Origin of the sequence: Bradyrhizobium sp. MOS001 (genome assembly GCF_004634465.1) — a bacterium.
Lineage (GTDB): Bacteria > Pseudomonadota > Alphaproteobacteria > Rhizobiales > Xanthobacteraceae > Bradyrhizobium > Bradyrhizobium barranii.
The window spans coordinates 1-21,418 of record NZ_SPVJ01000004.1; the positions used below are offsets into that span (position 1 = coordinate 1).

General features: G+C 63.3%; 18 protein-coding genes and 3 pseudogenes. 8 read left to right on the forward strand and 13 right to left on the reverse strand.

From position 1 onward, the window contains the following. Positions 1–304: 304 nt before the first annotated feature. Complete coding sequence (locus tag CT676_RS07715; RefSeq protein ID WP_135214282.1) at positions 305–691, forward strand: hypothetical protein; 387 nt, start codon at positions 305–307, stop codon at positions 689–691. Between the two features lie 147 nt (positions 692–838). On the opposite strand, the gene CT676_RS07720 is transcribed toward CT676_RS07715, so the two are convergent. Together CT676_RS07720 and CT676_RS07725 are read right to left on the reverse strand one after the other, a co-directional pair. After that, on the reverse strand, positions 839–1,357 hold the full coding sequence (locus tag CT676_RS07720) for a hypothetical protein (protein ID WP_135214283.1): 519 nt from the start codon (positions 1,355–1,357) through the stop codon (positions 839–841). 162 nt (positions 1,358–1,519) lie between these two features. Beyond that, positions 1,520–1,945: a hypothetical protein gene (locus CT676_RS07725; protein WP_205124592.1), complete on the reverse strand. Its 426-nt coding sequence runs from the start codon at positions 1,943–1,945 to the stop codon at positions 1,520–1,522. A 150-nt stretch (positions 1,946–2,095) separates the two neighbouring features. Here CT676_RS07725 and CT676_RS07730 point away from each other — a divergent pair. Together CT676_RS07730 and CT676_RS07735 are read left to right on the forward strand one after the other, a co-directional pair. Further along, positions 2,096–3,065, forward strand: a pseudogene (locus CT676_RS07730) (LysR family transcriptional regulator). A 194-nt stretch (positions 3,066–3,259) separates the two neighbouring features. Next, positions 3,260–3,769, forward strand: coding sequence for a hypothetical protein (locus CT676_RS07735; protein ID WP_135214284.1), 510 nt, complete (start codon positions 3,260–3,262; stop codon positions 3,767–3,769). A gap of 95 nt (positions 3,770–3,864) precedes the next feature. Here CT676_RS07735 and CT676_RS07740 read toward each other — a convergent pair whose 3' ends face one another. The 9 genes from CT676_RS07740 to CT676_RS07780 form a co-directional block, all read right to left on the reverse strand. After that, positions 3,865–4,227 (reverse strand): metalloregulator ArsR/SmtB family transcription factor, encoded by a 363-nt coding sequence (locus CT676_RS07740; protein ID WP_135214285.1) that lies wholly within the window; start codon positions 4,225–4,227, stop codon positions 3,865–3,867. After that, positions 4,227–4,889 carry an SRPBCC family protein gene (locus tag CT676_RS07745; protein ID WP_135214286.1) on the reverse strand — a complete coding sequence of 221 codons (663 nt, stop codon included), beginning with the start codon at positions 4,887–4,889 and terminating at the stop codon, positions 4,227–4,229. Before CT676_RS07745 ends, CT676_RS07740 begins: the two co-directional genes overlap by 1 nt. A gap of 169 nt (positions 4,890–5,058) precedes the next feature. Further along, positions 5,059–5,937, reverse strand: coding sequence for an AraC family transcriptional regulator (locus CT676_RS07750; protein WP_135214287.1), 879 nt, complete (start codon positions 5,935–5,937; stop codon positions 5,059–5,061). Between the two features lie 205 nt (positions 5,938–6,142). Further along, on the reverse strand, positions 6,143–7,402 hold the full coding sequence (locus tag CT676_RS07755; protein ID WP_135214421.1) for a serine hydrolase: 1,260 nt from the start codon (positions 7,400–7,402) through the stop codon (positions 6,143–6,145). Positions 7,403–7,594: 192 nt separating this feature from the next. Further along, positions 7,595–9,508, reverse strand: coding sequence for a Vps62-related protein (locus tag CT676_RS07760; protein WP_135214288.1), 1,914 nt, complete (start codon positions 9,506–9,508; stop codon positions 7,595–7,597). A gap of 256 nt (positions 9,509–9,764) precedes the next feature. Next, on the reverse strand, positions 9,765–10,601 hold the full coding sequence (locus CT676_RS07765) for an APH(6)-I family aminoglycoside O-phosphotransferase (RefSeq protein WP_135214289.1): 837 nt from the start codon (positions 10,599–10,601) through the stop codon (positions 9,765–9,767). Positions 10,602–10,842: 241 nt separating this feature from the next. Beyond that, complete coding sequence (locus CT676_RS07770) at positions 10,843–13,128, reverse strand: hypothetical protein (protein WP_167767981.1); 2,286 nt, start codon at positions 13,126–13,128, stop codon at positions 10,843–10,845. Between the two features lie 101 nt (positions 13,129–13,229). Next, positions 13,230–13,526 (reverse strand): hypothetical protein, encoded by a 297-nt coding sequence (locus CT676_RS07775; RefSeq protein WP_028150930.1) that lies wholly within the window; start codon positions 13,524–13,526, stop codon positions 13,230–13,232. Positions 13,527–13,913: 387 nt separating this feature from the next. Further along, entirely contained in the window at positions 13,914–14,876 is a 963-nt protein-coding gene (locus CT676_RS07780) for an AraC family transcriptional regulator (protein WP_167767982.1), read from the reverse strand. Between the two features lie 217 nt (positions 14,877–15,093). Here CT676_RS07780 and CT676_RS07785 point away from each other — a divergent pair, with 217 nt between their 5' ends. The 3 genes and pseudogenes from CT676_RS07785 to CT676_RS07795 all read left to right on the forward strand — a co-directional run bounded on the left by CT676_RS07785 (position 15,094) and on the right by CT676_RS07795 (position 17,474). Further along, on the forward strand, positions 15,094–15,864 hold the full coding sequence (locus CT676_RS07785) for an alpha/beta hydrolase (protein WP_071914814.1): 771 nt from the start codon (positions 15,094–15,096) through the stop codon (positions 15,862–15,864). Positions 15,865–16,039: 175 nt separating this feature from the next. After that, positions 16,040–16,916 (forward strand): annotated as a pseudogene (locus CT676_RS07790) (alpha/beta hydrolase). Between the two features lie 63 nt (positions 16,917–16,979). Next, positions 16,980–17,474, forward strand: a complete 495-nt coding sequence (locus tag CT676_RS07795; RefSeq protein WP_135214292.1) for a DUF302 domain-containing protein — start codon at positions 16,980–16,982, stop codon at positions 17,472–17,474. A 49-nt stretch (positions 17,475–17,523) separates the two neighbouring features. Here CT676_RS07795 and CT676_RS07800 read toward each other — a convergent pair. Next, positions 17,524–17,790, reverse strand: a pseudogene (locus tag CT676_RS07800) (MFS transporter); the annotation flags it as partial. Positions 17,791–18,168: 378 nt separating this feature from the next. On the opposite strand from CT676_RS07800, the gene CT676_RS07805 reads away from it, so the two are divergent. Next, positions 18,169–19,239 carry a phosphatase PAP2 family protein gene (locus CT676_RS07805; protein ID WP_244623106.1) on the forward strand — a complete coding sequence of 357 codons (1,071 nt, stop codon included), beginning with the start codon at positions 18,169–18,171 and terminating at the stop codon, positions 19,237–19,239. 246 nt (positions 19,240–19,485) lie between these two features. Here the strand turns inward: CT676_RS07805 and CT676_RS07810 are convergent, their stop codons facing one another. Further along, entirely contained in the window at positions 19,486–20,382 is an 897-nt protein-coding gene (locus CT676_RS07810) for a LysR family transcriptional regulator (RefSeq protein WP_135214293.1), read from the reverse strand. Between the two features lie 289 nt (positions 20,383–20,671). On the opposite strand from CT676_RS07810, the gene CT676_RS07815 reads away from it, so the two are divergent. Continuing rightward, complete coding sequence (locus CT676_RS07815; protein ID WP_135214423.1) at positions 20,672–21,406, forward strand: SDR family oxidoreductase; 735 nt, start codon at positions 20,672–20,674, stop codon at positions 21,404–21,406. Positions 21,407–21,418 lie beyond the last annotated feature (12 nt).

The following is a 21,418-nucleotide window of genomic DNA, read 5'->3' on the forward strand; positions in this document are numbered from 1 at the left end:
GGCCAGTCATTGGACGCTCCGACGCGAGACATCGGCCGCCTGCAACGATTGGCGACCACGGCCGCGTGCCGACCTATCCGTTTGCACACACCCAAGACCCAACGCGGACGCAACCGCTGTGCGCAGGCGGGAACCAAGACCTCCTTCAATGCGACGAAACAAAACCTGCCGGGATGAAACCATTTTCCGGCGTTCACGAAGGAATGGTGAAACCGCCGGCCATTAGAAAGCGACCACAGGAAGCGATGGGCCGAGGGGGCGCTGCGTAGGGAACGACAATCGCCGTGGGGCGAGGAGCGAAGCCATGTCACAGATTCGCAAAGCTCTTCTAGGCGCTGTCGCGACCGCGTTGACGCTCGGTGCAGTGCAGTACGCTTCAGGTCACGACCTCGTAAACCGCTGGCAGGCGGTCTCCGAACAGCCAAGCCACATCGTCAATCGCGCCGGCAAGGCAGATCATCTTGCCGACCGCAAGCCTTTCGCAGTTCCGACGAAAACGGTTTCGCTGCGCTTGAACGATCTCGCCGATACCTCGGTCTTGCTGCGTATTCCGTCTGCGCAGGCCCGCACCACCAAGCCGCCGACGCTGCTGCGAAATCAGGGCCGTAAGCCGACACTTGCCTGCGAGCCCGTGGTTAGCGCGCTCACGGAAGTCGCGAGGCTTCTGCAGCCCGGCCGTTGCGTGACCTGATCGGCTCAATCCTCACCGTTCATAAGCCGACCGGAACGCAAACGGCCGCGCGTTGCCTTCATGCGCCAACGGCTGCTCGAGGCAGCCGCCGATTGGTAGGGAGGGCGAGGCCTCTGTCGGAGGGTACTGCTACTTTAGCGGTCCGTCTCAGCCCGCGCCGGCCAGTGCCACCGCATCGGCGCCGACTCGAGGGCGTGCCAGAAAATAGAATGCGGAGATGTGCGTGATCATCAGCAGCGGCACGTAGATGATCGGGATCGCGTAGGTTGAGCCAAGCCACTCCGCATGCGCGGGAAGGCCGACCTGGATGGCGTCATAGTAGTCGACGACGAGATCGACCGTGCCCGCGAGATTGAAGGCGACGACGAACAGCCAGAAGAGCGTGCGTATCCTCACCGTGAGAAGCGCCAGCATGGCCAGCACCCCGGTCGCGAAGTCGCCCCAGGCGGCGAACACCGCGAAGCCAGCCGGCAGGTCCGGGCTCACGATGCCGGGAAGGATGAAGACGAGCCCGAAGAAGCGGAAGCTGTGCAGCGTGGCGATGGCACGGTGCGCGTCGCGCCCGTCCATCGACCTGAGCCAGGGCCAGACATACGTGCCGAAGCAGAGCAGCCACGCGACATAACCGAGGACAAGATGTATCTGGAACAGCGTTTCTGTCGTCATTTTGGCCTCCAATCAGATCGCGACTAGCGCGTAGAGCAACCAGGTCCATACTGCCGTGAATGGGACGGTCCAAAGCAGACTATGCCAGGCCCGAAGCGGCGGGACGATCGCAGCGGGAGCAGCGTCGGTGATCATCGGCCGTCCTCCATCCGGATCTCGCCCTTATTGCCGGCGCTCGGGATTGGCCATGAGCAGGCGGAGCGGCAAAAGCGGACCGATTGCGATATACTCGTGGTCCATCAGATCTTGCCTGGCCAATGGGAGATCCTCCATGATCGCCTGCGCCCCGGCGACATCCCCGGCATCGACGAGGAAGATCGCTCCGCGCCCATCGCCACGCGAATACCACTCGCGAATTTTCCCATTGAGATAGAGCTGCACCGTCTGCTGGATTTCAGCGGGCATGACGGCCATGACCTGCTCGCGCGTGACGCCCGCCTTCACGGTCAGGATGACCATCACCCCGGTGGTCGCGGGCGACATGGCTTGCGAGATGGCTTGTGTTTGGGCAACGGATGGATCGGTCATGGAAGTCGCTCCCATCAGGGTTAGGGTGAGCATGACGACAAATTTACGGATGACTTTCATCGGTCTCGTTTCCCGGAGCACGGCGGTCCCCTTTGTTCTCTGAGATCGCGCTGACGTCGCAGATGTCCGCCATCAGCGATGGTTCCGATCTGCGAGCGAGACATACGATCGATTGGCGCGAGCGACTATTCGGGATAATGTTGATGGGCTATGAAGCAGAACTTCACAGTCAGACAAGGCGCGCTCGATGGCGTGGAAGCGTTCCTGCGTGTCGCCCAGTATCGCAGTTTCCGCCGCGCAGCCGCGGAGCTCGGCGTCACGCCATCGGCCATCAGCCAGGCGGTCCATGCGCTCGAGGGGCGTGTCGGCGCAGCCTTGTTCATACGCACGACACGCAGTCGGCCTGACCGAGGCCGGCGCGCGGTTCCTCTCGCGCGCAAAGCCCGCTTTCGAGGAGCTCGTCGCCGCAAGCGAGGTTGCGCGCGATCTTGGGCAGCGGCCGACTGGACTGTTGCGCCTCACCGTGCCGCGCGCCGTGGTACCGATCCTGCTGGAGCCGCTGATCGCATCCTTCTGCCAGGCCTATCCCGAGGTCGAAGTGGAGATCGCCGCCGGCGAGGAATTGGTCGACCTCGCGGCCAAGGGGTTTGATGCCGGCGTCCGGATGGGCCAGTTCATCGCCACCGACATGGTCGCGGTCCGGCTGACGCCCCCCTTCCCGTTCGTGGTCGTCGGCAGCCCCGACTATCTAAGCCGGCACGGGCGACCCGAGCGTATCGACGACCTGCGTCGGCACGCATGCCTGCGCATTCGCCGCAGCAACGGATCGATCGCGCCCTGGTCTCTTGTCGATGGCAACAAGACAGTCGAAGCGATCGTCTCGGGGCCGCTGATTGCCCACGACTTTCCCACCATGCTTGGCGCCGCCGTGGAAGGCATGGGACTTGCGCAAGTGCCCGCGCCGATCGCCGCCAGCCAGGTGAAGACGGGAAGGCTCGTACAGGTCCTGAAGTCCTTCGCGCCAATGGCGCCGGGCGTGTTTCTCTATTATCCGAGCCGCCATCAAACGATGCCGAAGCTGAGAGCCTTCATCGACCACGTGAAGGGCCGTCAGGTTGCTGCCGGCAAAACGCGCGTTCACGTTGATGACAAGCGAGCGCGCGGGACGAAAATGCGCTGATATCGAAAGCGCGGAACGGTTGATCGAGCAGTTCGAGAAGATGTCGCGGGGGTGAGGGAGACACCGCAGCAAAGCGAAGTCACCGCTTTCGCTTGCGTGCTTTGCCGTATGATGCGAGGAACCTGCGCGTACCGGCTTCCGCGTAACGCCAGAGTTCCGCAACGGCGAGAACAACCCATGGTGATTGCAGGCAGATGACCCACTCCCCCGTCATGATCGCGTCGTGCGCCTGCGGCAGCGTCGAAGTCAAAGCGCTCGGCAAGCCGATTGTCAGCGCCGCCTGCTATTGCGACGACTGCCAGAAGGGTGCGGCGCAGCTCGAGGCGCTGCCGAACGCGCCTGCCGTCCGCGATCCCGGCGGCGGCACGGCCTATGTGCTTTATCGCAAGGACCGCTTCGCATGCTCCAAGGGGGCCGAGCTCCTGAAGCCTCATAAGCTCAAGGACATTTCGCCGACCAACAGGGTTGTCGCGACCTGCTGCAATTCGGCAATGTTCGTCAATTTCGATCGCGGTCCGCACTGGGTCTCGGCCTACCGGGCGCGATTTCACGGCGAACTCCCTCCCCTGCAGGCCCGGATCTGCACGAAGTTCAAACTGGAAGGCGTCGTGCTGTCGGACGATGTGCCGAGCTATCGAAGCTATCCGCCCGGTCTCATGGTCAAGCTTCTGGCCTCGCGCATCGCGATGGCGCTGGGAAGATGAGCGCGTGGAATGGGTAGAGCGCAGCGAAACCCATCGGGTTTAACGCGCGGTATTGATGGGTTTCGCTTCGCTCTACCCATCCTACATCGTGGAGCTCACGCCCTCTTCCCGCTCCGTTTGGTCATCGGCGCGTGACGTCGCTCCCGTTTGCCGCGCGCGATCTCCGTCGCCAGCGCGTCCAGCTTCGGCTCCCAGAAATTCCTGAACTGACCGATCCACGCATCCACCGACCGAAGCCCCGCACCGTCGACCGAATAGAGTCGTCTTTGCGCCTCCGCCCGAACCGTCGCAAAGCCGCTCTCGCGCAGCACCTTGAGATGCTGCGACACGGCCGCCTGCGTGATCCCGAACTCGGCCCCGATCGCTTCAACGACCTCACCGGACGCCATCTCCCCCGGGGCGAGCAGCTCGAGGATGCGACGGCGCACGGGATCGGCGAGGACCTCGAAGACGTGCATCAGCTTCCTGTGCCCGGATGTGCGACGTCAGGCGGCATCTCGCCGCGGTAGAAGGCGATGGTGCGGTCGGAGCGCTGCTTCGCCGTATCAGGATCGACCCCGCTTGCGACATGCGCCGCGCACCAATATTCACCGCTTGTCGTCATGAATTCCTTACCGGCAGGAGAGCCCATCCAAGCCTCGGCCGTCTCGTGGTCGACCGATGCGCCGGTCGCAACATATCGTTCCAATCCCGCGATGGCGAGATCCCAACCGATACCCACCGCACCAGGACCGAACTGATTCCAATGGTCCTCGATAATTGCGGTGTGCTCCAGCGTCAGACGCGCCTGATCTCGTTCTGCCGCCAGCTTGACGTCGATCCAGCTTATCCCGCCGCCGAATTCCCACGTCGCTGCAAAATGCGTCGGCGGCGCACATGCCGTAATGGTGCCGCCCGCGTTCCCCTTCAGCTGGTACCTTCCGCCCAGCTGGAGGTCTCCCTCGACCGGCAGGAACCAGCGCGGAATGCGTTGCCGGCTGGTCACTGCGTCCCAGAGATCGTCGACACTGGTCTCGTAAAGCCGCGTCAGCGTCACCGTGCTGGCTGCTTTTCCATCCTTCTCGAAATTCTTCACCGAACGCGTGACAAGCCCCAAGACCCTGGCGACGTCGATTTCCATTGCATCCCTCCGTATCGTTTCGCGCAATGGCGAATATCGGCCTTCACTAATATAAGTCAACTCTTATATTAGTGAGACCGTGCCGCTGTGGCTGGCGCTCCGGGCAGACCGTACGACGCATGGAGCGCGCGATATTGATTGATGCCAGTTCGTACGCCGTCGGAGGGCGCTATTTCAGCGGCAGGAACACGTCCGCAACCGTCTCATGCTCCGGCACCTCCGGGAAGAAACTCAGCCGCTGGCAATAGATCGGGAAGTCGCGTGCTTCCTCGCCGCTGGCCGGAAGCCAGTCGCGATAAAGGTAGAGCGCGGCGGGCTCCAGATTGTCGGTGTAGCCGACGACCCGCAGCACCGCGCAGCGTCCGCCGGGGATCTCGCCGGCCTTGATCTCTTCGCCATTCGCCTCGATCGGCTGGTCGGTCCCGACACAGAGGTCCGTGCTGTAAGTGGCGGGCGAGGAAGGACGCCGTTCGGACCGCCAGACATTGAAGGTCGGACTTGTCCTGGGGTGCAGGCCGGCTGCCTTGCGCCACGCGATGAACCGCCGGATGGTGTCGCCGAGCGTCGCCGGGTCGCCCCGATGCTCCATGATCGCCACCCTCGTGGAGGGCACATCGCGTATCGTCACGTCGTCGGTGGTAAAAGTCTTCATGAGCTTGCTCCTCGCGTTGTCGAGAGGCCCGAAGGCCACAAGCCACGGCTCCCAGTCGGGAGAATTGCGGAACGACGACGGTGATTGCCCGAACCGTTGCCGAAAGGCGCGGGCAAAGGCGTCCGGTGCATCGTAACCGGCGTCCATCGCGATGTCAGTGACACCAAGGGCGTCACTGTAGGCCAGCATGTAGGAAGCGCGCTTCATACGGGCCAGCTGGACATAGCGATGCACTGACAACCCGAAGGTCGCCGTAAACTGCCGGTGGAAATGAAATTTCGAGAAGGCCGCAACGCTGCTCAGCGTTTCCAGGTCCAGATCGCTGTCGAGATGCCGGTCGATATGGTCCAGCACCCGCCGCATCCGGTTCTGATAGTTTTGCAGCGCCGCCTTCATCGTCCCTCCTCCGTGGCGGCTCCAGATAGCCGCTGACGGCGATCATTTGCTCGACCGATCTTGCGGTTTGGAAGTTGTCGCGAATTCGTCGGCCCCGTAGGGCGGATTAGCGAAGCGTAATCCGCCATCTTCAACGCGGCTCGATGACAGATGGTGGATTACGCCTTCGGCTAATCCACCCTACGCCATCAGCCCCCGCCTCGCCCTACCCGCCGGCCATCAGCTCCTTTGCCAGCGCCATATAGGCCGGCAGCGTCACGGGGTCGTTGGCGGCGTTGCCCGCTACGGGGTGCGACGCGTAGCGCGCGATCACCATCTCGGCCTTGGGATCGACATAGATGCCCTGGCCGTGAACGCCGCGCGCCATATAGGCGCCGTGGGCGTTGTGTGTGACCCACCATTGATTGCGATAGGACGCGCCGGGCAGCGTGGTGTAGCCGGCCGGCTTGAACTTCTCGGGATCGCCGCCGTGCGCGATGTCCTCGACGACGGACGACGGCACGATCTGGCGGCCGTTGAAGCGGCCGTGATTGCGCATGGTCTCGCCGAAGCGGGCGAGATCGCGCAACGTGGTCGAGAGGCCGCCACCGCCGCTCTCGGTGCCGATGCGATCGACGTGATAATGCGCGTCCTCCTCCGCCCCCATCGGCGTCCAGATGCGCTCGGAGAGAAGGTCGGACAATGTCATGCCGCTGGCACGCCGGCAGATCCAGGCGAGCACATCGGTGTTGACGGTCTTGTAGGCAAAGGCCTTGCCGTGCTCACCCTGCTTCTTCTGCGCGACGAGGAAATCGAAGATATTGGTCGGGCCGCTATAGTCAGGCGGAATCGGCGCCATGCCGTTGGCACGCCGCAAGCCCCACACGTGGGAGTTCTTGTCGGTATAGACTTCGGTGTATTCGAGCCCCGTGGTCATATCCATGACCTCGTGCACGCGCGCATCGCCGAACGCGCTGGCTTTCAGCTCCGGCACATAATCCGTGACCTGTGCCTGCGGATCGACCTTGCCCTCGGTGACGAGAATGCCGGCCAGCACTCCCGTGAACGACTTCGTCACCGACATCGCGATATGCGGCTTGTGCGGCTTCAGCGCGCCGAAATAGCGCTCATAGATCAGCTTGCCCCGATGCAGCACGGCGATGCCGTCGGTATAAGTCTCCTCCAGCATCTTCGCGAACGTCATGGGCCGGCCGTCCATGGTGGTCGAGGCGACCGCGCCGATGTCGTGGTCTTCCCGCGGCAACGCGGACGCGGGCCCTGCCCCGCGCCAGACATTCACGGTCGGCACCAGCTGGCGGACGTTGCTCCAGGCCCAGCGCAATTCGGGGAAATTGCGGAACGAGCCGTTCTGGAAGGTGATCGTGCGGTCGGGCGCTGGCGGGAAGCCCTTCATCCAGCCGAGCGCTTCGGCATCGGTCTCGGTGGAAGTTGCGGGCTGTTGGTTCGGGGCAGTTGCGGCGGACATGAACACGAACTCCGGAAGCAGCGGTGCGGATGGCGTATCATGGGATGGCATGATCCACATCCGGCGTTTGCGCCGAGGTGCCGTGCAGTGATCGGGGCGGCGGCGCCCCTTCGCCGCCTGCCCCTGCTTGGTCAATCACACGCCGATCGACGTCGTCAACATCGACGCCTGCATCCGACAGCGCATCGCGCCTTACTCGAAGGTCGCGCTGTTCCAGTACACCGTCGGTGACGACTTGCCGGGATGCACGACGAGAAAGCCGCCCTGCCAGGGGACCACGCTAGGCGTCCGCTGGGTGAACGCGCCAGCGATCGTGCCTGAATCGCTCCAGTCCGCGCCGTCGCTGGTGACCGAGTAACGCACCTTCTTGTTGCCGTCGGCATAGAAGCAATAGAGCGTCCCGTTCGGCCCTCCGGCGAGCGCGCCGCTGGTGTTCGAACAGAGCGACATGCTCGGCAGCAGATTGGGGCCGGTCCAGTTCGAACCGTCGGACGACACATAGGCGCCTAGCACCATCGGCATTCCCTTTTCGAGACCCGCGATCGGCGCCATCACCAGCGCGCCCCCGCAGCTCCCCACCGCAGGTGCCACCAGCGCGCCGCCTGCGATCGTCGCAGGCACCGGGCCGTCGACGCTGGGGAGCATCACGCGTTGCGGAGTCCCGAAGTGCACCCAGTCGGTCGTGCTGAGATACTGGATGCTTCCGTCGGCGCCGCCCCATGCAATATACCAGGCGCCGTTGAACTGGCCGATGCTGGCCCCGGTCGTGGCCTGCGGTGCGGGCCAGAGCCCCGCTGCGCTCCACGGCCCTCCGGATCCCTCTGGGGAGATGAAGGCGAGAAGGCTGGTCTTGCCCAGACCGAGCAGCGCCAGTCCGCCCGAGGGCGTCGCGCAGGCGGCCAGTCCGCCGAACGGGCTCATGGTAGGCGACTTCGCACTGGACCATTTGCCCTGGTCGAAGCTCCACGCACGCATCGCTGGCGGCAAGGGATTTCCCATTCCGATGCAGAGGATTTGCGATCCCGGCATCGTCGCCAGCGCCACCGGAACGAGACTGACGCTCGAAGCGATAGGCGTGTCGGTGCCGAACGGCAGGAAGGTCGGCGTGACGGCCCAGGAGCCCTTCTGCGATGGTCCCGTTGGGCCGGTCAGGTCGCCCTTCGCGATCGGCAGGATCACTTCCGAAAGCCAGGCCTGCAGCGTGGTCGAGCCTGCCACGTACTGCACGGCGTCCTCGACCAGCACGTTCAGTTGCATGCCGCTGGCGGCGGCGGCGACCAATGAGCCGATCTCCGCGTCGGTCAGCGTGGGCTCGATCGGCTGTCCCCAGCGGCCCTTAAAGGCGAGCCAGGGTGGCGGGGTCACGGGCGTGGGAAGGATCGCCTCCGCATCGTTCTGAATCACGACCGGCGGATTAGGGGTGACCAGATTGACGGTCGGACCGCCGCCGCGCGCGTAGTCGGCGACCGCGAAGCGCACGTCCCACACATCGACGCCGCCGATCTCGTAGGTGCTGTTGCTCGAGGCCGGATAGTTGGCATGCGACCCGCTCGCGACATAGACGTTCGGGTGCGTACCGCTGAGCGACAGGAAGCCGTCGTTCGGCGAGCACCATTGTCCGCCCGAATGCTGCGAGAAGAATACGCCGACGACCTGCTGGTCGATATTGACGCGCACCGTGACGCATTCCCAGTCGCCCCAATGGATCGAGAGCGGCATCAGCGCCTGACCGGTACTGCCGGTCCAACCGGTGACCTCGAAGGTCTCCTGTCCGTTATAGGGATAAAACAACCAGTACTGGAGATCGACCATGTCGGTGCGGTCGTCGACCGGCAGGACGTGAACATAGCTGGTGGCGGTGGGGATATAGCCCTTCATCAGCGAGGCCCATATGGCCTGCGGCGCGACCAGATAGTCGTCGGGGCTGCTCTGCTCGGCCGTCCCCCAATTCCACTGGCCGGGACCGGAATAGATGCCGCCGGCGGCCTGATAGCCGACCTGGCCGATGTACCAGTCGGTCGACGAGGGCAGATTGACCTCGTCCTTGTCGAGATGAAGGATCGGCGCGAAGTTCGAGACGAGTTCGGCAAGCGTAGGCCAGGCCATGATTTGCTCCCTGCTGGTCGTAGATCGACGGTCGGGAGCTTCGAACAACCGATATTGGACGCGAGCCAGCCCCTGCGCGATAGTCTACGACAATACACGCTTAAAGCGAGATCACATCATGCTGAAACTGAGCGCAGATGAAACAGCGCGGCAGCGATGGAGGATTTCACACTGCTGTCATTTGTCTGTGAAGTTTGTGCCTTGGCGCGGCCGCTCGCGCGGGTCCACGACATGAGCGAGCACTCGCGCGCCGAGGCTAAGCGAGCAAGCGGCGAGCTGTTGTATTGATGGTCAGGTCGATGGCGGCGCCCTGCTCGTCGCCGTCGCCGATGAACCAGGCTGCCGACAACCCCGTCCACGCAACGATCCAGCGAAGCAGCCGCTCGGGCTGAAGTCCCGTCACGGCGACCACGATATCCAGCCGGGCCTCCAGTCGACCCGGCAGGGTCGCAAGCGGACGGCCGGGATCGCTGAGGTCGGGGTTCGTGAAGATGTTGGCATAGTCGAATGTTCGTTCGCCGACGAGCCCATGCGGGTCGATCGCCAGCCATCCCCGCTCACCGAAGTCGAGCACATTCTCGTGGTGCAGGTCGCCGTGCAGCGGACCGATGGCGCGTGGCGCGGCCAGGAGTTGGCGGGCGATGTCGGCGGCGGGCGCGAGTGCCGCGTGGTCCGGGGCGAGCTGGAAGAGCGGCTGAAACCAGTCTTCCAGCGGGTGCAGGTCGGGAAGCGGGCCAGACCGCGTCGCGTGCAGCCGCGCCGCCGTGTCGCAGAGGATCCGGCATGCCTCCTCGTCCCGGCCCGACCAAGCCATCTGCGCGAGATCACCGGCTCCCGAGGCCCGTTCCATCAGCAGCGCGTCCGCAGTCGAGGCAAAGACCCTGGCTGCGCCCTGACCGTCCCACCAGGTCAGAAGGCGATAGCCCGCCCCCTCATTGGGAATACGGGCAACCTTGAGCATTGCAGGCCGGCCCTCATGTCGGACCGGCAGGACCCAGCTGGAATGAGTGGTCAGCAGTGCCCCGTCCGGAACCAGACGCCATCGTTCTAGCCACGTTGTGACTGGCGCTGGAATATGGGGATGCGAGTCCATGGGGTCATCACCTGGGATCATGTCCGGCGCTCTGTCTGCCGGGACTTGATCAATCATGCGGCCGGCCGCCACCGTTTCGTTGCAGCGATACCCTTTCCACGTTTTCGTTTTCCTTTCCCGTGGTCAAAGAGTCGCGCTTTCGCGTCGCCGTCGGCGAAGGTGACGGCGCACCTGCGACGACACGGTCGCAGGTGCGCTCGCCCATGACACCGATGGTCTTCACCGGGCTCTGGCGAAACCGTTACCGCTTTCGCCCAGCGCGCCCCTTTGCCTTCGCCGCGCGTTTGCGGCCTGGGGCGGCTGCTCGCGCCGGTCCGCGTGGCGTACGGCCGCCGGTCTCAGTGGACAGTTCGGGACGTAACCTGGCGAGCTTGGCGCGATCGGGCAGCATGTCGGCAAAACCGTCGATCGCGCGCGGCGCGGTCGTATCGTCGCCGGCCGCAGCCGTTGCAGCGCGCGCACCTGACGGCCCTGCGGTCTGGCTGAGCGCCTGCAATCGCCGGCACGCTTCACCGAGGTGATAGGCATCGCCGCCGAGCGCCACCCATTTGCCGACCTCGGGATGCAGCACGAGATTGGCCGAATGGTTGTCGCTCGCGCTGGTCGGATAGTCGACGAACACGTCGATCCCCGACTGCACGCCCACCATCACGCCCTGCGCCGACCACGACACCGCGACGTCGACGCGGTAGCGACCCGGCTTCTCGAAGGCGAAGCCCGCCGTGCTCCAGAACACTTTCGCCGAAGCCGTGACGCTCTTGCCGGGCTCGAGCTCGCTCAGCTTCGCGTGCTCGCACAGGATCACGAAGGGCCTGACCGGACGCTCGTGCCCCTCGCCGTCGGTGACGGTGATCGATGCGAACAGGGCCTCGGTGCTGACGTCGTTCGGCGCGCGCAGCGACACGCCGCTCGTGTTCGTCATCGTCCAGGTCAGATCCAGCGGCTGGCCGAGCGCGACGCGGTCGGTCGTGGCCGTCACCGTCAGCGCCAGCTCGGAAGGTTCGAAATCGTGCCGGTCGGCGGCTTGCGGCGCACCGGTCGGGAACCAGCTTGCGAACGGCCATCCGCCCGGACGAATGACCGGATCCGGCATGTGGTTGAGGTGATGACGGACGTTGGTGTTGTGCGCGAGCGCGATCTGGTCCGGGAACACGCCGGGTGCGCCGGTCGCGGGACCGCCGAGCACGTCCGCCACGCTCGGCGTCGTGGTCATGATCGAGTTGTCGGCCGCCGTCTCCTGCTCCTGGTGGATCTGGTTCAGCGTATGCGTCAGCTCGTGGGTCGCGCTGCGCAGGAACGCACGCGGCACGTCGCGCTGCTTCTTGTTGGCGGCGAGACCGAAGTTCGAGGAGTCCGAGACGGGATAGCCGTCATCGGAGAAGCTGGCGCAGCCTTCGCGGGGTACGCCGATCTGGTCGTACATGATGCCGCGCGAGCACCCGAGTTTTGCGGGCACCACGATCATGTGCACGCGCCATTCGGTGTCCAGATTCGTCGCGGGATTGCGTACGGTCGTCATCAGCGCATGCAGATCCGCTGAGCTCCAGCAATTGGTCGCCACCACGCCTGATGGCACCGGAACGTTGAGCTGGTCCTGCACCACCGACAGCTGCCAGCCGGTCTTCGCAAAGACCGTGTCGAAGAACTCCGTGCCGCCGGCACCGTCGGGCACCGGCGCGGGCCGCACGGCTCCGACCAGCGTGTCGATCTCCAGCGTGGCGCGGCGGAAGAATTTCGACACCCAGGCGAGCGTGATGCTGCCCTTGTCCACGCCGCCCTCGAACAGCCGGCCCTGGTAGAACGGGCCGCCGGTCAGGGAGAACGGAAACGGCGCCGGCACCTTTGAAAGCTTCATCGTCACGGTGCGCGACGGCGAAGCCGGGAACGTGCCCTTGAACTGGCCGGCCGGCGGCTGCGTGTGATTGAACTGCTCGGCTGTGATCGTCAGCTCGCACTTCTTCGGCAGCGGGACCGCGACCGGCGCGGACACGCTGGTCACCCTGAGATAGGAATGATAGCGCGCGCGGGGGAAGATGGGGATCCGCGGCCGGCGGATCGGAAACGGAATCAGGGGGTCATCGAGCGCACTGAGCGAACCGGCCAGGCTCGTCAATCCCGAGCCCGCCGCCGCTTCATCTTCGTCCGCGTCGCCCACCGGCACCACGGGCCCCACCGGCGGGATCGGACCGATCACCGGCCGGCGCGAGTAGAGATCGCCGCTGACGATCAGATGGTCGGCGCCGCCGTCGGGTGCCGAGCGATCGACGCGCAGCGTGCCTTCGAAGGTCACGAAGCCCGCGGTCGGCCTGAAGTTGATCTGGTAGCAGCCTTCGCGGAAGTCGAGCCTGCAGAGCCTGAACGGCGGAAACGGCTGCAGATCGGTCGAGGCCGGCTGATCGCCGGACTCCTCGTCGCTGAAGCTGATCTGGCGCGACAGGGGGACCTGCGGCTTGATCGCGGGCTCGACCGATGCCGCGGTCATCTTGGAAAGGCTGCCACTCGATTCATGCTCTGAGCAATTGCACATGTCGTCTTCTCCTCGTTGAAAGGGTGAGACGATCGACGTGAGCATCGGGCTCGTTCGCGGGTACAGCCGCGTTATTTCGGTCAGCTGTGGCGTGCGCAGTCCTACGCGCGCCGATAGGTCACGACACAGCCCTCTGAATCCGTAAACTCAAATCGGTCGGCCTTGAGTGAAATGCGATAGGTCACAAGTTCATCAGTCGCCGTCCCGACGACGAGTGTGTTGGAATCTTCGAGACGGTAGATTCCCGCGTCCCACCACACCATGCCCTGCCCTGGTCCGCGCATGCCGCGGTAGGTGCCGGTCGAGAATGTGAGAGTGGCGGGGTATTTATCCGCACACGCAGCCGACGTGGATTTGGTCCACGTACCAACCATGCTCTGTTCGTGTTTGTCAGCCATAGTGTCTCCATAGCTCTCATCGGCCGAGCGGCCGATTGGAGGCTATTTCAACATGCCGTTCTGGCGTGTGCAGCTCATTTGAGGCTGATGTGATGGCGGGTGTGTCAAATCGACTAAATTCACCACGTTCAATCACAACAGGTACTCTATCGCAGCATTGACGCAAGCGTGCGTGTGAGATGCTTCACACCGAAGGTGCGACAATTGAGCACCGGCGATGAGGGCGAGATGAAAGCGCGGCGGAGAAGCAGCTCAGTCCGCATCTTGCGACAGCAAGCTCAAGTCAGAGCCGGCGATCACATAGGACGGCACGGTTCGCAGAGGCGTGGTCGCGTTGCGGCTTGGCAGCAGGCCTGACATTCACGGTGAGCACCAACTGACGCAAATTCAATCGGAGACGTTCGCTTCCGAACCGTGCGGTTGACCTTGGTGTCCATCAAGGCGCTGAGAGGTCCGGTAGCGGCCGGGCGACATGCCATGATGTCGATGAAAGAGTTTTGAAAACGCCGCCGCTGTCTCGTAACCGACCTGGCTCGCGATCCGTGCGATGGACTCATCGCTGGTTTCGAGCAGGAACGCCGCTTCCGCCATCCGGCGTTCGATCACATAACGATGCATCGACTGGCCGACGAGCTTGGTGAAGCGAGCCGAAAATACCGAGCGGCCGAGCCCCACGCGATGGCCGAGGTCGCTCAGGGTCCAGGGCCGCTCCGGGTTTTCGTGGATCAACTTGAGCGCCGGTCCGATATGCGGGTCCGATATGGCCCCGAGCCAGCCGCCTTGTCCGGGACTGAGAGACGCGATCCAGCTTCGGAGCACCTCGACGAACAGCACTTCCGTCAGTCGTGAGAGTGCGACGCGCTGGCCGGGACGCTCGAGCGCGGACTCGCTGACCATGCGGCGCAGGATGGCTTCGAGCCAGCCGCCGTCCGCCGTTGGCTTCAGTAGAAGCACGGGTGGAAGCATCTCCAGCACGCTGCTGAACGAGGGCCGCGACACGGTGAAATTGCCGCAGATCATGGTCGAGAGCGGCTTGGCACGGCCGCCGTGACGAACGACGCCCAGACGTGCCGACGATCGATCGAGGTCCACAATCTGCAAAGGCTTGGCCCGGCGATCCGAATAAAACACATGGGGCTCGCCGCGTGTGATGACGACAAAATCGCCCTCGGTCATCTGGATTTCTTGTCCGAGTTCGAGCGCGAGGGTCGCGGAGCCCCGACTGAGATAGTGAAACAGCGCGTAGGGACGCGCCGGCAGCGCCAGATTCCAGGGATGGCCGAGTTCGAAGTGGAACAGCAGCGTCCCACCGAGACGAACGCGATCTAGCACTTGGGCAAGGATGTCCATGCCGCCGAAGTTAGTCCGGTGGACGGTCGGACACAACATCCGGACGATTGATCCCTACCGTCCGAAAAGCCTGCGAACTAGGTCATGTCGCGGCGGGCCGACGTCATGTGCGGCAACCATCTCGCCAACGGCGGATGGAAGAAACCGCGACCAGGCAGGAAACGCCTGTCCATTCCCCCGGACCTTATTCCGTCCGACATATCAACAGGAACAATCAATGCTAAATATCCTTCTCTCAGCCGCCACCGTACTCCTGGCCGGAACGGCATGGGTCGGCCCCGCCCATTCCGCTGAGCTGCCCAAGGGAGCAGCCCACAACATCGTGCTCGTGCACGGAGCTTTCGTGGACCAGACGAGCTGGCAGCCCGTTGCCGATATTCTCTCGAAGAAGGGGTACAACGTCACGCTCGTGGAAAATCCGCTCACTTCGCTCGCCGCTGACGTCGATGCCACCAAGCAGGCGCTCGCGAAACAGGACGGCAAGACCGTTCTGGTTGGTCATTCATGGGGCGGCGTGGTGATCACGCAAGCCGGCAATGATCCCAAGGTCTCGGCGCTGGTCTATGTCTCCGCCTTCGCGCCGGAGGTCGGTCAATCCCTGGCGTTGCTGGCCAAAGACGGCCCGCAGACCGAAGGCGTCAAGGCGATCCATCCTGACGCGAAGGGCAATCTGTATATCGATCCCAAGCTGTTTCCGTCAGCCGTCGCGGCTGACCTCCCTCCTGAGATCGCCGAGCACCTGGCCAACTCGCAGCTTCCGCTGAGCCTTGCTGCGTTCGAGGCGCCTGTCAGCATTGCGGCCTGGCGCGACAAGCCGACGTTCTACGTCATCACCACGAAGGACAAAGTCATCGCGCCCGAGGTCCAGAAGTTGTTCGCAGCCAGGATGAAGGCTCAGACGACGGAAGTCGCCGGCAGCCATGCCTCGCTGGTCGTCCATGCGAAGGAGGTCGCCGAGGTCATCGAAAAGGCAGCGCTCGCGAAGTGACGAACCTGCTCCCGGCGCTTTGGCGTCGGGAGCGCACACGCTCGCTCGGAGGAATGCGGAACGCCTCGGACCGCGATGGCGCGAAGCGCCAGCGACATCCTGGAGGAAGGTTTCGATCGCCGCGCTACGTGCGTCACCCGCTCGATCATTTCATGCCAAGCATCCGGAGTACGATATGACTCAACTCGACATCGCGAACCAGGACGCCCTCACACTCGAAACGGCGCCAACCCGTTACATCGAAGGCCACGGAATCCGCTTCGCCTATCGCCGTCTCGGCCCCGCGACTGGAACTCCGCTGGTTCTTCTGCAGCACTTCTCGGGAAACATCGACGGATGGGATCCCGCCGTCGTCAACGCTCTGGCCGCTGATCGCCCCGTGATCGCCTTTGACAACGCAGGGGTCGGCCGGTCGACCGGTCAAACGCCCGACAACGTCGCGACGATGGCACGAGACGCCGTGGATTTCATCGACTTGCTCGGCCTCCTCGAAGTGGACCTGCTTGGCTTTTCTCTCGGCGGCTGCGTCGCTCAGCAGATCGCCGCCGAACACGGACAGTTGGTCCGCAAGCTCATACTCGTCGGTACCGCGCCGAAAGGCGGAGAGGAACACCTGTTGGCGGTTCTGCAGGAAGCGTTTTCCCAAACCGATGCGCCGGACCCCCGCCTGCCGCTGTTCTTCACGAATTCATCCGCCAGTCGGTCGTCCGGCTTGGCCTTCCTGAAGAGGACCAAGGTGCGCAAGGATGATCGGGACACCGATAACGGCAACGCGGTAACCGATTCACAGGCCAAGGCGCTGATCACCTGGTGCGCCACACCTGATCCCGGGCACGCCATTCTGCGCGCTATCCGCCAGCCCGTTCTTGTGGTCAGCGGCAGCCACGACACCATGCTGCCTGCGAACAACGCTTACGCAATGTTCAAGGGAACTGAGCAACGCTCAGCTGGTCCTCTATCCCGATTCAGGGCACGGCGCGCTGTTTCAGCACCACGACATCTTCGTCAGCCACGTCCGGACTTTCCTGGATGCCCAACCCGCGGCCGCATGACACAAGGCGCGTTCTGACGGGATCAGGCGCACTTTATCCATGAGAATTGTTACAGAGGACAAAATGACAATCGCTAAAATCGAAGTAGAGCGCTTCAGCCTCACGAGCTTAAAATCATTCGACACTATTGTGGCGGCGCTCAAGTCGGCGGTCGGGCAGCCCAACATGGTCGAATTTTTCAAGGAAACGAGGGCGACAAATTCCTTCCCGGATTTGGAGCGCGTTGTACGAAGCGGCCTCGGCCGAACGGACCTTATGCTCTTCGCGGAATTTGACTTGGGCGACATTCTGCGTCGCGAAGCCGGATCCAAGACGCCTAAAATCATACGGCTTGTGATCGGCAATCCACTCATCATGAAAGAAATGGTCAAGCACGTGCCCGATGCTGGATCTTACGCTCCGGTCACAGTGCTCATTGATGAGCGCCCCGATGGCGTGCACGTCTCTTATGACAAAATGGAGAGTTATTTGCTGCATTATGGCAGCTCGGAAGCCCTCACCGTTGCCCGAAATCTCGATGCGAAAATCACAACATTGCTACGCGAATGTGCAAGCTGAACGCCATCGACGTCTTCGGCCGATGGAAGTGCGATGGCCGGCTCGCCAGCTACGCCGTCCGCAGCACCGGCGCGGGCGGCTGCGACGGCCGGATCAGCGCGAACGCGACCTGGATGATGCCACCGGCCAAGCCCAGCGCCACGCCGGTGCGCCAGGCCATGGTGTAGGAGCCGAGCGCGTCGTAGAGAACCCCTCCTCCGTAGGCGCCGAGGAAGCTGCCGATCTGGTGGCTCATGAAGGCGAGGCCCTGGATCATCGCCTGCCAGCGCAGGCCGAACATCTCGGCGACGGAGCCCGCGACCAGCGGGCCGACGCCCGTCCACGCGCAAGGAGCGGATAGCCTCGCACATTGAGTGCACTGTCACCGTAATCGCGAGTTCGGTCGAGAGGCCGGCGGCGTCGCCCGTCATGATGGCCCGCACAGCACGCGCGAAGGCAAATCCCAGCGCGGCGCACCAGCAATGCCGGTTCGCTTTGCGCCCAGAATCCGCCCTCCTCGTCGGTTCGCTTTGTGAATGGTCCTGATGGGCGCTCGACAAACGAGGATAACGGCTCTCGTTCACCCGCCGTTAACATGGAATTTCTTTCGATTGTGCGATACGTCTTGCGCAACCCCTGATTATGATCGACTTTAGGTTGATCACGACGCTCATGCGAACCCATCGGTTCGTTTTGATTGCGAGGTTCGCTGGGAATGAAATCCGACGCAAGAATGACGGCGGTCAAGGGGAGCGCCGAGCCGCCGAGAATCTATCATAAAATCGACGAGGATCCGCAAGCCGCCTGGCAGCTGTTCAACGCAAACTGGTTGATCATTGCCGTTATGGGGAGTCTGCTCGCGTTAGGGCTGACGTCCACCAATCTTCGTCTCGAACCGATCGCGTTTGGCACAACGCTGGCGATCGCGGCGGCACTGCTCGCTGTCTCTTATCATCATCGGCTGACCAGGGGTGATCGCACCGATCCGAAGCTCTTTTTCTCGCTCGGAACGATTGGACAGGTCATTCTCACTTGCGCCATCGTAGGACCGCTTAGTTATGTCGCGGGAGCAATAGGGTATCCTCTCCAGGATCAGGCGCTGCTTTCTGTGGATCGCGCACTTGGTTTGGATCCCGAACCCATCATTCGGTACGTCAACGACCACCCATGGCTTGCGATCATCTTGTCGCGCGCATATGGGCTGATCAAATGGCCACTGCTCGGCATTCCCATTGTGCTCGTCCTCGCGGCGCGGTACGCACGGCTGCAATTGTTCGTGCTCGCAATGAGCGTTGCGCTCGCGGTCGCAATTGCCATCTCTGTTTTCGTGCCTGCCATCGGCACCTACTACGGATTGCAGCTGCCACCGGCTCGGTACCCGAACATCGACACATCGGTCTATGCTGGACAATTGCGGGACATCCTGGCCTTGCGTGACGGCAGCCTGCGCGAACTCGGACTTTTCAAGCTGGCCGGTATCGTTTCATTCCCGAGCTTCCATGCCGCGTCAGCCGTGCTCTACATGTGGGCGTTGTGGCCGGTACGCGCCGTGGGAGGCATCGCGGCAACTATCAATATCCTGATGATCGCGGCGACCCCCGTGATCGGCGCACATTATTTGATCGATCTTGTTGGCGGCATTCTGCTCGCCGTAGCATCAATCCTGGCGGCGACGCGTTATCTCAAATGGCTCAAGCGGACCCAGAGGACATCCGCCGCGTCGGCACCCGACTGGCCGCAAAAGCTCGTCAATTGTGCGAACGGCAGCCAGACACTCTCGCATTAAGTTGGAAGTTGGTGGTGCGTTTCTTCAAGGCCTGGCTTGCCAACATGTCGGCAGCGATGGCTTCATCACAGAAGCATGCAGCTGACCTGTCGACGGTCTCCGCAAGGACCGCTTCCGACCGTTCTGCGACATTCGCATCCGGTTGCGGTACGGCGCAACATTTCTCGGATTGAACGACGCCGCTTCAAGCGATCGCAGCTCGGCTTCCGACCGGATTACGGCAAGCGTCGCCGGCGACCTGCCGCGTCAGTCGCCCGATATGGACAGCCCCGCGAGAAGCGGAGCGTACGCGGCGAGCCTGCGGGATACGAACTCGATGAAGAGCCGCACGCGCTTCGTCTTGCGCGTCTCCCCCTGTGTGAGAAGCCAGAGCGTTCCGTACATGTGCAGGCCGGTGCCCGGCACCCTCACCAGCAAGGGATCGGCATCGCCGACGAAGCACGGCAGTGTCGTGATCCCGAGCCCTTGCCGTACGGCAACGATCTGCGCCCCGGCATCTGTGACCCTGAACGGAACCTCGGCGGTGCGAACCTCACCCTCGCTGGCCCAATCCGGAATTCCATGAATGCTTATGACGATCCAACGGATGGGACCAGGCGCGCCCGCACGCCACGCGGCTAGTCGATCCCTGGACATGTAGACGCCGCCGAACAGCTCCGGTCCCTTCAGGCCGTGGAGATTGGGCGGCAGGGTTTTGCGGTCGTAGACGACGCGGATCGCGACGTCGGCCTCTCGGTTGGTCAGATTTGCCAGCTCGCCGAACGACAGGATGTCCATCTCGATGTCCGGATGCAGACGCGCGAAATCGGCGAAATCAGGCATGAGCAGGTGTGTCGCCAGCGGCGGTGCCAGCGTCACCCGCAGAAGCCCGCGCACGCCCTGGTCGCGGCCGAACACGCGCGTCTCCAGCTGGTGCGACGACGCCTCCATCTGGTCCGCGAGCTCGAGGACCTCCTCCCCTGCAGCCGTCAGGCGGTAACCCGACGGCAGCTTCTCGAACATGAGCGCCCCGAGCCGTTCCTCCAGTTGGGCGATGCGTCGCAGCACGGTCGAATGGTTCACCCCGAGGCGCTCAGCGGCGGCCCGCACCGAGCCTCCACGCGCGACGGCAAGAAAGTAGCGAACGTCATCCCAGTCGATCATGGTGCAATCCTGCACCGCCGGGGTGCGCCTTCCAAAGCCCGTCCAATACACCGAACAGAATCTCGTATGTGGGTAGCATGGGCGGAGATCACAGCCCATGCCGCCAAGCGTGGCCCAATTCCGAACGGCGGACACCGATCGTCGCGGCTGGCGTCAATCGTCCAGCCGGATCGATTTCGCACCACCGATGTGCGCGCTTCCGCACTCAACGCCTGACGCCGGCAGACCTATGTCGAGGTCCTCGGGGGCCTCCCCGAACGACCAAAGACGGAGTCTCAAAGGAGAAGTCATGGCAAAGCTTGAAGGTAAGGTTGCAGTCGTCACGGGTGGATCAAGCGGGATGGCGCTGGCGAGCGCCAGGCGGTTCGTTGAAGAAGGCGCCTATGTCTTCATCACGGGCCGGAGGCAGGAGGCGCTCGACGAGGCCGTCAGGCTGATTGGCCGGAACGTGACCGGCGTGCGCGGCGACGCGGCCAATCTCGACGACCTCGACCGTCTGTTCGACACGGTCAAGCGGGACAAGGGCAAGATCGACGTCCTGTACGCGAGCGCCGGCATGGGCGAAGCCGTCCCACTGGGCGAGATTACCGAGCAGCATTTCGATGCGGCCTTCGGCCTGAATACGCGCGGCACGCTGTTCACGGTTCAGAAGGCGTTGCCGCTGTTCAGCGATGGCGGATCGATCTTCATGACCGGGTCAGTTGCGTCGGTGAAAGGTTTTCCTGGTTACGGCGTGTATGCGGCGAGCAAGGCGGCGTTGCGCTCATTCGCACGCACCTGGCTCAACGAACTGAAGGGCAGGAATATCCGGGTGAACGTGCTGAGCCCGGGGCCGATCGCCACACCGATGCAGGACCAGGTTCTCACCGAGGAGGCGAAGCGGATGTTCGAATCCCTGATCCCGCGGGGAAAGATGGGTCGTCCTGAGGAAATTGCGGCGGTCGCGCTGTTTCTTGCTTCGGACGATTCGAGCTTCGTGAACGGGGTGGAGTTGTCCGTCGACGGCGGCTTCTCGGCCATCTGAAAATCGGAGAAA